This window comes from Streptomyces sp. NBC_01750, from assembly GCF_035918095.1.
Taxonomy (GTDB): Bacteria; Actinomycetota; Actinomycetes; order Streptomycetales; family Streptomycetaceae; genus Streptomyces.
In genome coordinates, this window is the sequence record NZ_CP109137.1 from 3,432,788 (window position 1) to 3,446,372 (window position 13,585).

The following is a 13,585-nucleotide window of genomic DNA, read 5'->3' on the forward strand; positions in this document are numbered from 1 at the left end:
CTCCTCGGCCTCTTACTTCAGGTCGGGCTTGTCGTCAGCGCCGCCGTTCTTGCCCTTGTGGGCGTTCTTGTAGCGGTCTGCTTCGTCTTTGTCGCGTACCTCGAAATCAGCTGCGGACGCCCGAAGCGCACCCGCTACGTCGTTCTTGAGCAAGCCCTCGACGTAGGACACCTGCTTCTTCCACCGAGTGATGAAGGTGGCGAAGGCAGGACCCGACTTGAAGCCCTTCAGGCTTGCTCCCACCTGGCCGGTTTCTGTCATCACCTTGTTGTCGGCATCGACAAAGTCACCGCGGGCAGTGTCAGCTTTGTCCGCGCGGCCCATCAGCACGCTGTACGTCACGTGGAGCCTCTGCCCGCCTCCGCGCCCACCGTTCCCGTCGTCAACATGGTTGAGCTGCATTCGGGTTGTGGCTTCGCTCTTGTGCTGGGCCCACTCTTCTTCAAACGACATGTCTTCCTCAGGACTGCGGTCGATTCGTTGCCAGGACTGGTTCGCTGTGACTCACAGGAATCTCGGAGACCTGATCCATGAAGGGTGGCGGAGCTTGCGGCGGCCACCGTACGCCAAACCACAGCGCAGGGCGGGCACTTCCCCCGCAGCCATCACACCGTTCGTCGCCCGTCCTTTGAGCCGGGCCTCGCACCCTGGGCAGCCCCGAGCAGGCCAGCAGAGGGCCGCGACGTCCAGCCCCCGACCTACCGTTGCTCGGCAGCAACGTACCCTCCCCCGTTATCCACAGCCTCAGAGCCACTGTAGCGAGCGTTTATGACAGGGAACACCCCTGGATTGCGCTTGCAATTAGCTACAAATAGTCACGAGTGGGGGCGGTTACCGCGCTTGGGGCCAATCGCTTGCCCGGCGGTTTCGCCATGCGAATGTACGAGACGTCCTTAGATGGATGACGAGCAAAGGTACAGCGCAGTCATCCACCTCCCAGCGAAGCCGCACTCGGCCACTCGGTCGGCTCTGCTGACGTTGTCTTGTCGACGGGGGATTCGCACATGGAACGAGCACGCCTGGATGCTCCCCGGCAGATCGGCTCGCACCACCTGATCACCCGGCTCGATCCGACGCGGCCCGCCTCCGAGCAGCGCTTCATCGCCCGCTGCGCGGACGGCGACCGTTCGGGACCGCTCCCGGCCACGCCACAACCGGAGCGCCCGGACCCACTCCAGAACTGCGACCCTGCGACCGCGCCTTCCGAGCGCCGTAACCAGGCCGCTGCCGGGGGCTGCCGCCCACCGGCACCGCGCCGCTCCAAGCTGCCTCAGGCGGCAGGCTTGGGCACCCCGTTAACCAGCTTGGTGGCGTTCTGGCAGCCCAGATCGGCAGCGACCTTGCGCGCGGCAGCGTTGACCACCGTGGCCTGGTGCGCCCTGATGCCTTTCTCCGGCGCCCCGTTCTCGTCCGATCGCTGAAGCTCCCCGCTGATGGTGATCTCGTGGGCAGGAGCCTTCATACGGCACTTGAAGTAGACCGTCGCGCGACTGTCGGACGACGACGCCCTCTCACCGGTGGAGAAATAGGTGACGGATTTCTCCAGTCGGGCATCCCGATCCGGAACCTCCAAAGCCTCGCGGAAATCGATACGGAGATCCCGCTCCCCGCCCTTCGCCAGTAGCAACCAGCAGGAAGGGATGCCCTGCGGACGCGTCTTCCCGCTCTTCTCCGTACGGGAAGCCATGCGGAGCGTATCGAGCACCTTGTCCGGCTCGGAGAGGTCACTGGTGAAATAACCGTCCCCGGCGATCGCCTTGAGAGCATCGAGAGCCGGGGCGTCCTTCGCAAAGCCGTCGCAGACTTCGGCGACAGGCTTGCCCTTCGTCGCCTCTTTGCCTTCGTCGTCGGAGGAACACCCCGCTGCCGCCCCCAGGACGACGACGGCCGCAGGCACCATGACCATTCTCAGCTTGGTTCGCATGTCACTTCTTCGACTGGAAAGGGGTAGAGCACCAAGTCGCCTCCTGTCGGCCCACAAGAAGCGGCGCTCTCCATAGCGCATACACAGCAAGGTCACCGCATACGCGTGAAAACGCTACCGGAGGCGGCACCACCATGCACAAGTGCAATATGGAATCTCGGGCCACTCAAAGTCGTCGGCCGTACCATGCGACAGTCCACAGCCGCGAGAGCGGCCAGGCTCAGGGGAGACGACAATGTCACCCAGACTGACCGGGTCCTGACGGGCCACCGTACGGGGAGTTGGCGTTGGGAGCGCCACCCTGCGGCGGGCCGTAGGTCGGTGGGTACTGCGGCTGATACGGGTACGGAGCAGGGGCTGCCGTGGGCGGCACAGGCGGAAGTGCCGTGCTGCGACGGCGGGACCGGACGAGCGGGACGGCTATTGCGGCGCCGATGAGGGCGGCCGCGCCGACGCCGAGGGCTACCCACAGGCCGAAGTTGCTGTCGTCGCTGGACGCGGGCGCCGCCGTGTCTGGCTGCTTCTTGCCCGACTCGGTGCCGCCAGCGGGCTTGGAGACGTCCGGGGACGGCGACTTGGGGGCAGCAGCGGCGAGGTCCGGGAGGGGGTACTCGTCGGCCGGCCCGGGGTCACCAGGCGTCTTCAATGCGATACGGGGCCGCACGGCTCCATAACCCCCGGCGTCGGTACGCGCTTTGCCGCTTTTTGCCTTGCCAGCCGTGTTGATCAGGACGCGGAGGACCTGGTTATTGGACCATTGCGGGTATTTGGACCAGATCAGGGCGGCTGAAGCGGACGCAAGAGCGGTGGCATCGCTGGTGCCGTGGCTCTTGCACATCTGCGTCCCCCCGCCACACGCGGAAAAGATGTCTGCACCAGGGGCAACAAGGTCTACTTGCGGTCCTCGCTCCGACTCTTTGGTCGTCCGGCCGTTTCTGTCGTAGGCGGCCATTCCCACGACGCCCGGGAGGGCCGCCGGGTACATGACCGGATTCCCCTTTTCACCGTCGTTGCCCACACCAGCGAAAATCAACGAGCCTTTAGCCAGCGCATACTTCACTGCTTCGCCAACTTGACCTGATGGCTCTTCATCAGAAGCCTGCGAGATGTTGATGACTCGCGCACCCGAGTCCGCCGCATGACGGATCCCTTTACTCATCGAACTGTCCCACAGCTCGGGGTTCGATCCCAGCTTTGTCCCTTCGTTGGGCTTGGGCAACCTGATCGGCAGAATCTTGGCCCCAGGAGCAAGGCCGAATGAGCCCTTCCCTCCCGGCCGCTTACCCGTAGCTGCGATCACGGCGGCCATCCCCGTGCCATGCCCCTCATAGTCCGAATTCTCGTCACCCGGCTGCTTCGAGAGGTCAAGTCCTGGAAGTACCTGCCCTTGCAGATCACGCAGACGATCGTCGACACCTGAGTCGATGACGGCGACGGTGACGCCCTTGCCTGTGCTGGTTCGCCACATCTCATCAGCATGCATCGTGTCCAGATGCCACTGCTGATCGCGGATTGTCTCCGCATGGGCAGGAGTTGCGGCGATGCCCACTAGGGCCTGTTGCGAAAGTGCTGGTCAAAGCCATTCGTTGATGGCTGCGACCAGCACGGTGGCTTCGTAGCGGACGGCGAGTTTGTCGTACCTCGTTGCCACTGCGCGATGTCTCTTGAGGCGGTTGATGCCGCACTCGACCGCGTGGCGTTGTTTGTAGTCTTCCCTGTCGAACTTCGGTGGTCTGCCTCCGCGGGAGCCGAGGTTCTTGCGGTTGCGGATCTGGTCCGCCTTCTCCGGGATGGTGCAGGCGATCCGGCGTCCGTGCAGGTAGGCGCGGTTGGCGCGGGATCCGTAGGCCTTGTCGCCCCGGACCTTGTCAGGTCTGGTTCGCGGCCGTCCGGGGCCTGGACGGCGTACTCGGATCTTCTCCAGGACCGGGCGGAAGTAGGGACTGTCGTGCCGGTGGCCGGCGGTGATGAGCAGTGACAGTGGTTTCTGTCCCTGCTCGGTGGCGAGGTGGATTTTCGTAGTCAGACCGCCGCGGGAACGTCCGAGGGCGTGGTCGTCGGGCTCGGTGACGAAGCCGCCGGGCGGTTCCTTTTGAAGGTCCCCTTTTTACGTGCCCCGGCGGCGTGCTGATGAGCACGGCAGACCGTGGAGTCCACGCTGACGTCCCACGTGATCAGGCCCTTCGCATCGGCATCGGCCTGCAGTTGCTCCAGAATCCGGTGCCAGGTGCCGTTACGCTGCCACCGGCGGAACAGGTCGTAGACCCGGTCCCACGGCCCGTACCGCTCGGGCACATCCCGCCACGGCGTTCCCGCCCGCGTCCGCCACCGTATGCCGTCTATAAGCTGCCGCCTGGTCCAAACCGGCGGCCTCCCGGCCTTCTTGCCCATCGGCAGCAGCGGCTCCAGCCGCGACCACTGTGCATCTGTCAGATCTCCACGCGCCACAACGCATGATCATCACCGATCAAGATCCACTTTCGCAACAGACCCTAGCAGCATGCCCAAGGCAGCGGTTACTGCGCGGCCATACTTCGCTACTGGGCGGCTGCTGGTGTGCATCAGTTCCCTCTCCCCGTGTTGCACGGGTTAGTCAATAGCCGGCGGCACAACGCGGCGACCGCCGTGCTGCCAGGTTTCTTCGTCTTCCGACAGGCAGTCCGGCCGCTCGCCGCTCTGTTCATCACGGCGAGAGCCGGCACCGTGCTTCCCAGGAAAGGCCGCTCCGGCTCGGCCTGCCTGCCCGGGGTGCGCCACCACTGGAGTCGTTCGGATTGGCACCCCGCACCAGCCCGGCGCCACCCGGCGTGAAGGCCGCGCGCTGTTCTGCCCGGGCTTCTGCTGTCTTCCTCCAACAACACCACCCGCCCCGGACGCCAGCCGACGCCCACCTGAGACACTGCTCCGGCCGGCACCTCCCGTGGGGCCCACCCCCGCCATGCATACCTGGCGTGCCCCCGCGGCCCATTGGCCACGAGCGGTGGTGCCTTCATTGCCGATCACCGTGCCAGGGGGCCACCGAACGTGGGCGGGATCATGCCTGGCCCATCTGGCCTACCGGCCGACGGAATAAGGCCCGGCGTATCGACGGCGCCGTCGAGTTCGAGGGAGGCAAAGTCGCCACGCTGTCGATCTCCATGTCGACGGGACGATCCGGCAGGGCGATACGAGGCGAGACGGTAACCGGAGAGACATTTCGTCTGGCTGACATTCATTGGTGGGAGAGACGGATCGCTCCGACCCGGCGGCGGCGGGAACTCCGGCGGGTGCAGACTCATGATCTGCTCCCCGGAGTGGGTGTTCGGCGGTCCTGCTGTTGTCTCCGCCTACGGGATCGGCTCAAGTCGCCGAGGCGTGCCGTGGATTTCTGCGTCTGGGCTCAGCTCAACCCGGTTGGCCCGGTCCGGACTGCGGGCTTTGACCCTGGCCGGCCTGCGGCGGGCCGTAAGCCGGGAATTGAGGCTGCTGCTGATCGGGAACCGGCGAAGCCGGGGAGGACACGGCAACTCGACGGCGGGAGCGGATGACCAGGGCGGCGACTGCGGCACCAATGAGGGCGGCCGCGCCGACGCCGAGGGCTATCCACAGGCCGGTGTTGCTGTCGTCGTGGGACGCGGGCGCCGCGGTGTCAGGCTGCTTCTTGTCGGACTCAGTACCGCCGGAAGCTTTCGAGGGCTGCGTGGAGGGCGACTCGGGGGCGGCGGCCGCGAGATCCGGGAGGGGGTACTCGCCAGCGGGGCCGGGGTCGCCCGGGGTCTTCAGAGCGATGCGCGGACGGACGGTCCCGTAGCCGAGGAAGTCGGTGCGCTTCTCCCCGCTCCTCGGGCTGCCGGCCGTGTTGAGCATGACTCGGAGGACCTGGTTGTTGGTCCACGTCGGGTGCTGCGACCAGATGAGGGCGGCGGACGCAGAGGCGAGAGCGGTCGCATCGCTGGTCCCACTGGTCTTGCACAGGCGGGTCGTCTTGGTGCAAGACGCGACGATGTCCCAGCCGGGTGCGACGAAGTCAACGAGAGGCCCGTGCTGGGACTCCTGCGTCTTCTTGCCGTCCTTACCGATGGCACCTATGCCCACCACACCTGGAGTGGCAGCCGGATACTCAATGTCGGTGTCGCCCTCGTTTCCTACAGCGGCAAAGATCAGCGAGCCCTTGTCCAGCGCGTACTTCACCGCACTCGTCAACTGCGGCGATCCGTGGATCACGCCCTGCGAAATGTTGATGACCTTGGCACCCTGGTCGGCCGCGTAGCGGATCGCTTCACTCACCGGCTTCTGATACTCGTCGGCCTGGTCCTGCCGACTCCCCGAGAGGTCCGTGTCAGCCAGACGGACGGGAAGGATCTTGACTCCGGGGGCCAGTCCGAAGGCACCGTTTCCACCGTTCAACTTGCCGGTACCGGCGATGACGCCGGCCATGCCGGTGCCGTGGCCCTCCGTGTCGGTCCGTTCACTGCCCGGCTCCTCAGAGGTGAAGTCCTTGCCTGGGAGAATCTGACCTTGAAGGTCGGGATGCGTGACGTCGACACCACTGTCGAGTAGTGCCACGGTGACACCCTTACCGGTGCTGACCTTCCACATTTCCTCGGCGTGCATGGCATCCAAGTGCCACTGCGTGGAACGGGTGGACTCCGCCAGAGCCGGTGCGGCAGCGGAGCCCACCAGCAGTAGGCCCAGCGACGCCGCGACAACAAGCCTGCGACGACGCGATCGAATACTGCTGGTAGACATCTGCTTCCTTTGACCTCAAGTGGAGGGTGATCAGTCGATGACCGGTGGAACGACGCGCCGGCTGCCCTGCTGCCAGGTCTCCTCGTCCTCCGACAGGTAGTCCGGACGCTCACCGCTTTGGTCGTCGCGGCGAGAGTTGGCGCCGTGTGTCCCCGGAGAGATCGCTCCGGCGCGACCTACCTGTCCAGGGTGCGCACCGCCGCTGGCGCTCGCGTTCTGGCCTCGGACGAGACCCGAGCCGCCGGGCGTAAAGGGACGGGCACTCGTCTGTCCGGGCTGCTGCGGTCGGCCTCCGACCACCCCGCCCACTTCGGACGCCAAGCGGCGCCCACCAGAGATGCCGCTCTGGCCCGCGCCCCCCATGGGACCGCCGCCGTGCATGCCGGACATCCCGCGCCCCATCGGTCCGCGGGCGCCCGTGGTCCCTTCGTTGCCGATTACCGTGCCACGGGGAATTCCGACCGTAGGGCGGCCGGTGTTCGGCGTGACAGGGCGACCGCCGACGATGCCGTTCTCACGCGGCATCCTCGACGCGATTCCGCCCTGGCCAGGCGGCATCACACCACGGCCGCCGACGATCGCCTTGCCAGGCGCGCTGGTGGTTGGCCCACCTGATTTGCCCCCGAATGCAGGCGGTATCACGCCGGGGGGCACAACGCTCGGACCATCGGGCTTGGTTGCCGGAGGAACAGGCCCGGTCGTCGGGGGGAGGTGGGTCTGCGGAGGCAGCGTGTCGACGCTGTCGATCCCCAGGTTCACAGGGCGCTCGGGCTGGATCTGCCCAGGCTTGTCCTGTCCTACATGCCCCACGGAATGAGTCTGCGAGGGATCCGTCGACGTTGAATGCACACCGTCACCAACCGAGGTGGTCCGGCTGCTCCGATCGTAGGTCCCAACCGACGACTGCTGGGTGCCTGTCCTACTCTTGGGAGCTTCCGGCACAAAACGGTCCGGCGGCGACGGAAAGACCGGTACCTTCTGTGCGTTCATCTGGCTGGCACTGTGCGCGTACGTGCCCGCCAGCCTTCTCATGTTGTCGATCGCCTCTTGGCGAGCCTTGTCCCGCGCCAAGCTCGCCGCAGCCAATGCCTCCGGAGAGACCTTGCCCTTCTCGTCCGGTGGCGGCTGGAACGTGTTGATGGTCGCTCGCGCGCTCGAGCCGATCGACTGCGAATCGGGGTCGTTGTGGTACTTGCGCGCGGCTTCCGCGTTGGCTTGTGCACTCCCCAGACTGGCAGGCATGGCGCTGTGGGCGGACGCGATCGCCGTTGAAGCGATCGAGAGCCAGTGGGCGGAATTGCTGCTGTAGACAGCCAACGCCCTCGTGGAACTGACCGTGCTCTCACCCCACTTGGTGAACGCCGTACCAGCCTCTCCCTTCCAGTCCACGTCTTCCATGTGCTTCTTGAGGTCGTCTGCCAGCTCCTCCAGTGCCTTCGCGGCATCTTTGAGCCGGTCGGAGATGCCCGCGACAGTTCCACTGCTCGAAGGCGTCAGCCATGCCCACAAGTCGTCATGGGTCATGCTCTGGAAGTCGGTCTTCACACCGCCATCGCCGCCGCCCTTGGCACCCTTACCCATGTGCCGTCACCCCTTTCCCCCGTTGTCCTCGGCCCAGCGTCATCAGGTGTCAGCACCCTGGTCAACCGGCTGCTCCGTGTGCTCCCTGGCCCACGCGCCCGTGTGCTGGTGCAGGGCCAGCATCCGTCGCTTGACGTCGGCATCCATCTCTTCATAGCCGCTCTGCGAAGCGCGGACGGCGATACTCAGACCGTCCACCGAATCCGACAGCATCTTCGAGAGCTGTTTCAGCTGCGCGACGACCGACTCGTACGCGTCGAAGAGCTCCTCCGCCTCGATGAACGCGCCTTGTCCCCCGCCTAGTTCGTTACGAACCATCTTCTCGTCAGCCAGCTGCTTCGGCGAAGCCTGCGACCCCAGAAGCTTCGTCAAGATGCCATCGGCCTTCTTGCGAAACTTCTCCAACGTCTCGGCCTCGACCAGCATCGCCTGCTGCGGATTGACGTGCCACAGCGTCTCCATCGAGCTTGGCGGCTTAGGCACCGGCGGCCCGTAGACCGGCGGCGGTACCGGCGGCCCGTACACCGGTGGAACCTGTGGCCCGTACAACGGCGGAACCTGTGGCCCATACAACGGTGGTCCGTACAACGGCGGCCCGTACAACGGGCCCACCGCCCCGCTTTCCTCTGCCACGAACGCCTCCCCGTTTACACACGTCTACAGGGATCACTGTACCGAGCCCCAGTGACAGTGCGCACCCCTGGATTGCAGGTGCAATGAGCGTCACACGGTTACGAGTTGGGAATGGCCACGGCCGCCTGAGGCCTGATCGGGAGCCGGTTGATCGGCCTCCCCGTTGCCGCGCGTACCGCCGAAGCCACCGCCGCCGGGGAAGTCACCACCGGGGCCGCGCTCGCCGGCTTCGCCCCGAACGGGGCCACCACGTCCCGTTCCTCGACCAGTTTCACGATGCGAATGTCCGGAGCGTCAAGAGATGTCGGGAGTGCGTAGCCCGTCAGGTCGGGATGGCGGACCAGGCCGCGGGCCGTGCGGAGGTTTTCCGTCAGGGCTGTGCCGACGCCCTGGGTCACGCCCGCCTCGATGCGCGAAGCCAGTTGGGCGGGGTTCAGGACGCGGCCCACGTCCTGGGCCACCGCCATTTCGACCACGCGGATCGAGCCCAGTTCGATGTCGACGTCCACCACCGCGCGGATCGCGCAGAACGCGAGGCCCACGAAGGCGTCTCCCTGGCCCGAGTCGTCGAGGGGCTCGGTCGGGTGGGGGCGGCACTGGGCCGTTGCCCACAGTTCCTTGCCGTCCATCGCCTCCGTCACCGTCGTCGACAGCACGCCGTCGTACGACGTGATCTTGCCGTCGGTGATCTGGAGCAGCTCCGTCGACATCCCGAACTTGTGGGCCAGCGGCTGGAGGAGCTGGGTGCGGACCATTCTCGCGGCCCTCTCGACCGCGCCGCCCGAGACCCATGTGTGGCGGCCGTGGGCCGCCGGGCCCGCCGGTGGCTGGTCCGTGTCGACCGAGGCCACGCGGACCTCTTCGATGCCCAGCGTCTCCTGGACGATCTGGCGGGCGAGCGTGGTGAAGCCCTGGCCCGTTTCGACTGCCGCGCAGATGACGGTCGCGATCCCGTCGTGGACCTTGACCGTGGCTGTGGAGACTTCGTCGGTACCTTCCGCGCCGAGCATGTGGACCATGCCCAGTGCGTAGCCCACGCCGCGGCGGATCGCTCCGGGTTCGCCCGCGCCCTCCGGGCCGCCGGGGAGCAGCCAGTCGTTCTCCGGTGTGTCCTTGGGAAGGTCGGGGAGCGGGAAGTCCCGTACGGCGTGGAGCAGTTCCGCGACAGGCGCGGGACAGGTGACCGTCTGGCCGGTGGGGAGGATGTCGCCGGTGGCAAGGGCGTTGCGGAGGCGGAGTTCGGTGGGGTCGAGGCCGAGCTTGGCGGACAGTTTGTCCATCTGGGCCTCGTACGCCGCGCACACCTGCATCGCTCCCTCGCCGCGCACATGGCCCGACGGAGGGTTGTTCGTGCGGACCGCCCAGCCCTCGATGAAGGCGTGCGGGACGACGTACGGGCCGCAGGCGAAGGCAACCGCGGCCGCGAGCGATTCGGAGGAGGCGTCGGCGTACGCGCCCGCGTCCAGGAGCAGTTGGGCCTCGACCTTGACCAGGCGGCCCTCCGCGTCCGCGTGGTGGCGGTAGCGCAGCAGCGTGGGGTGGCGGTGGGCGTGGCCGAGGAAGGACTCCTCGCGGGTTGCCGTCAGCTTGACCGGGCAGCCCGTCTTCAATGCCAGCAGGCCCAGCGGGAGCTGGAAGCCGGGGTCCTCGCGGTCACCCGTCGCGCCCGGGACACCCGTGACGACGACCTTCACCCGGTCCTGCTCCAGGCCGAAGCACGCCGCCGCGAGATCGCGGTCGGTGTGGGGGTCGGTGGAGGCGACGTACAGCTCCACGCCGCCGTCCGGGCGCGGGACGGCCAGGCCGGCCTCGGCGCCGATCGGGGCCGGATCCTGGCGGCCGATGCGGTAGAGGCCCTCGACGATCACCTCGCCCGCCACATCGGGGTCGCCGTAGCGGAGCGGGATGTGGCGGATCAGATTGCCGTCGGGGTGCAGGGGTTCGGCGGCGAAGGCCTTCTCGGGGTCGGTGACCGGTTCGAGGGGTTCGTACTCGACCGCGATCGCCGCCGCCGCGAGGCGGGCCGTGTCGGGGTGGTCGGCCGCGACCGCGGCGATCGCCTCGCCGTGATGGCGGACGATCTCGGAGGCGAAGACGGGACGGTCCGCGATACGTCTGCCGTACGACGAATCACCCGGAATGTCCTGGTGTGTAACGACTGCTCGCACTCCCGGCATGTCCAGCGCCGCCGAGGTGTCGATCGAGCTGATACGGGCGTGCGGGTGCGGGGAGCGCAGGATCGCCGCCCACAGCAGCCCTTCGGCCCACAGGTCGGCGGCGTACGGAAACGTGCCCTCGGTCTTGGCGCGGGCATCGGCCGGCGGGAGGGAGGCACCGAGTCCGTGCGCAGGCGGCTGGGTCTGTGGCTGAGGGCCGTCGACCGCCTGGGGCGTCGCAGTGGTGGCCGCGTCGTTGCTCACGCCATGCCTCCGTCGTGCGGGTGGAGCTGCACACTACCTGCGCCTGGGGGCGCCTGGTGCGGAATGCGGGCTTCCTCACTCGCCTCCGCCGCGGCCGCGGCGCTCGCACCGCGCTCGGCGACCACTTCGCGTACGGCATCGAGGACGCCCCGGTAGCCGGAGCAGCGGCAGAGGTTGCCGCACAGGGCCTGCCGCGTCTCGAGCTCGGTGGGGGCGTGGTTGCCCTCGAGGAGGTCGTGGACGGTCATGGCCATGCCGGGGATGCAGAAGCCGCACTGGACCGCGCCGCAGCCCGCCAGAGCACGCTGGACGTCGGAGGGTTCGCCATCGGTGGCGAGGCCTTCGACCGTACGTACTTCGGAGCCGGCGGCGGTCGCCGCGGGAACCAGGCAGGACGCGACGAGACGGCCGTCGACCTGGACGTTGCACGCGCCGCACTCGCCCTGTGAGCAGCCGTCCTTGGCGCCGGCCAGGCCGAGACGTTCGCGCAGTACGTAGAGCAGGGATTCGCCGATCCAGGCGTCGGTGACGGGCCGGTCGGTGCCGTTGACCCGCAGGACGTAGGAGCTGGGCGGGTGTTCGTCGCTGCCGGTGGAGGAGGTGGGGACGGGCTCCTCCTCGGGGCTCTCCGCAGGAGCTTCCCCGGCCGACTCCTCAGGGGCTGCTTCGGGCTCGGCCGACTCCGGCTCCTCCACCGCCGCGGGTTCCCGCGCCATCGCCCATGGCGCGGGCGCTCCGCCCGGAAGGGTGGCCGGGGCGTCGGGCGACGGCGCCCACGGGGCGGTCGCACCGCCCGGCAGCGTGGTGGGCGGTGCCGCGGCGGCCCACTGGGACTGCAGCGCGGTCGTGGTGAACTCGCCCGACTCGTCGGGCAGATCGCCGCCCGCCACCGGAATCGTCCACTGGCCGGTCAGCTCCGAGGCTGCCTGGACCGGCTCGGTCTCGGTGAAGGCCCACTGGCCCGTGGCGTGCGGGTCGGCGGGTCCCGGGTACCCGGCCGCCGGCTCCGGCCACTGCACCGCGGGCGGCTCCCCGTCGCCCCGGGGCACGGCCCACGTGCCCGTCGCGGCCGGATCCGTCTCGTCGGCCGGCGTCAGTGGCGTGATCATCGGCGGTACATAGCCATGGCCCGGCGCCTCGAGCGGCGCGGCGTCCAGCGCGCCCTCGGGCGGCAGCTGCAGGAAGGCCGTGGCCTCGGCGTCGTACTCACCGCCGTGCGGAATCGGCTGCCAGCCGCCCCGCTCCGGCGGGAGCTCGTTCGGGAGCTCGTGCGGGTTCTCCTCATTGCTCACGACAGCGCCCTCCCCAGTGCACGTCGGGCCAGTGCGGCGACCGTGCGTCGCAGATGCAGTACGGCCGGTGGCAGCGCGGGCGGCTCCTCGCCCTGCGCGGTCGGGGCCGGATCCGGGATGCACGCCGCCGCGACGTACTCGCCGAAGGCCGCCAGCGCCTCGGTCGCCAGGCCCCGCTCACCGTCCCAGTCGATCAGCGACGCGATCCAGCGCTCCGCCTCCAGCGGCCGCAGCGGCATCGGCGCGATCGCGCCCACCGCGCAGCGCACCCCGCGCCGCGCCGGGTCGAGGACGACGGCGACGGATGCGGTGGCGCGGCCGGGCCCTGTCCGGCCCGTCGCCTTCAGGAAGACCTGCGGGGCGTGCAGCAGGGGCACACGGACGAACCCGATGAGTTCGGCGGGGGCGAGCATCTCGCGGCCGGCCAGCAGATGGGAGACGGGGATCTCGCGGCGTGCGCCGCCGGGTCCCGCGATCACCAGGTCCGCCTCGAGGGCTGCCAGTACGGGCAGGGCGTCGCCGGTCGGGGCGGCAGTGGCGATATTGCCGCCGAGCGTGCCTGCGTTACGGATCTGAGGCGGGCCCGCGGCGCGCGCGGACGCGGCCAGCGCGGGGATGAGGGCCGCGAAGTCGGGCCGTCCCATCCGGGCGTGGGTGAGTCCGGCTCCGAGCAGCGCGTGCCCGTCCATGTAGCGCCAGCCGCGGATCTCGCTGATGCGGCCGAGGCCGACGAGGCCCGCGGGGCGGAGTTGGCCCTTGTTGACGGCGGCCATGAGGTCCGTACCGCCGGCGACGGGCACGGCGGCGGGCATGGCGTCGAGCGCCGCCACGGCCTCGTCGAGCGAGGCCGGTAGCGTCACCGACTGCGCCGCCTGCGGTGCGTGCGTGGTCACCCAGCTGCCCCTTCCCGGTGTCCCGGCTGTCCCGCCTGTGTTGCCGTACCGTACGTGCTCACAGCCCGGACGTGGCAACTCTGGCACATCTTCCGAGCCGACCGACGAGAGGGT

At 68.3% G+C, this 13,585-nt stretch carries 10 protein-coding genes; all 10 read right to left on the reverse strand.

Going from position 1 to position 13,585, the window contains the following annotated elements; all coding sequences use genetic code 11:
- Window positions 1–12 precede the first annotated feature (12 nt).
- Window positions 13–453: a hypothetical protein gene (locus OG966_RS15430; RefSeq protein ID WP_326650195.1), complete on the reverse strand. Its 441-nt coding sequence runs from the start codon at window positions 451–453 to the stop codon at window positions 13–15.
- 817 nt (window positions 454–1,270) lie between these two features.
- Window positions 1,271–1,924 carry a hypothetical protein gene (locus tag OG966_RS15435; RefSeq protein WP_326650196.1) on the reverse strand — a complete coding sequence of 218 codons (654 nt, stop codon included), beginning with the start codon at window positions 1,922–1,924 and terminating at the stop codon, window positions 1,271–1,273.
- Between the two features lie 238 nt (window positions 1,925–2,162).
- Window positions 2,163–3,473, reverse strand: a complete 1,311-nt coding sequence (gene mycP / locus OG966_RS15440) for a type VII secretion-associated serine protease mycosin (protein ID WP_326650197.1) — start codon at window positions 3,471–3,473, stop codon at window positions 2,163–2,165.
- A 24-nt stretch (window positions 3,474–3,497) separates the two neighbouring features.
- Window positions 3,498–4,372 (reverse strand): IS5 family transposase gene (locus tag OG966_RS15445; protein WP_406730098.1). Its coding sequence is split into 2 segments (ribosomal slippage): window positions 3,498–3,980 and window positions 3,983–4,372, totalling 873 coding nucleotides; the frame shifts between segments, so codons are not numbered across the junction.
- A 936-nt stretch (window positions 4,373–5,308) separates the two neighbouring features.
- Window positions 5,309–6,652 carry a type VII secretion-associated serine protease mycosin gene (gene mycP / locus OG966_RS15450; RefSeq protein ID WP_326650198.1) on the reverse strand — a complete coding sequence of 448 codons (1,344 nt, stop codon included), beginning with the start codon at window positions 6,650–6,652 and terminating at the stop codon, window positions 5,309–5,311.
- A 30-nt stretch (window positions 6,653–6,682) separates the two neighbouring features.
- On the reverse strand, window positions 6,683–8,233 hold the full coding sequence (locus tag OG966_RS15455; protein ID WP_326650199.1) for a WXG100 family type VII secretion target: 1,551 nt from the start codon (window positions 8,231–8,233) through the stop codon (window positions 6,683–6,685).
- Between the two features lie 42 nt (window positions 8,234–8,275).
- Window positions 8,276–8,758 (reverse strand): hypothetical protein, encoded by a 483-nt coding sequence (locus tag OG966_RS15460; RefSeq protein ID WP_326650200.1) that lies wholly within the window; start codon window positions 8,756–8,758, stop codon window positions 8,276–8,278.
- A 206-nt stretch (window positions 8,759–8,964) separates the two neighbouring features.
- Entirely contained in the window at window positions 8,965–11,286 is a 2,322-nt protein-coding gene (locus OG966_RS15465) for a xanthine dehydrogenase family protein molybdopterin-binding subunit (protein ID WP_326650201.1), read from the reverse strand.
- Window positions 11,283–12,578: a (2Fe-2S)-binding protein gene (locus OG966_RS15470; protein ID WP_326650202.1), complete on the reverse strand. Its 1,296-nt coding sequence runs from the start codon at window positions 12,576–12,578 to the stop codon at window positions 11,283–11,285. Before OG966_RS15470 ends, OG966_RS15465 begins: the two co-directional genes overlap by 4 nt.
- Window positions 12,575–13,471 (reverse strand): FAD binding domain-containing protein, encoded by an 897-nt coding sequence (locus OG966_RS15475; RefSeq protein ID WP_326650203.1) that lies wholly within the window; start codon window positions 13,469–13,471, stop codon window positions 12,575–12,577. Before OG966_RS15475 ends, OG966_RS15470 begins: the two co-directional genes overlap by 4 nt.
- Between the last annotated feature and the right edge of the window lie 114 nt (window positions 13,472–13,585).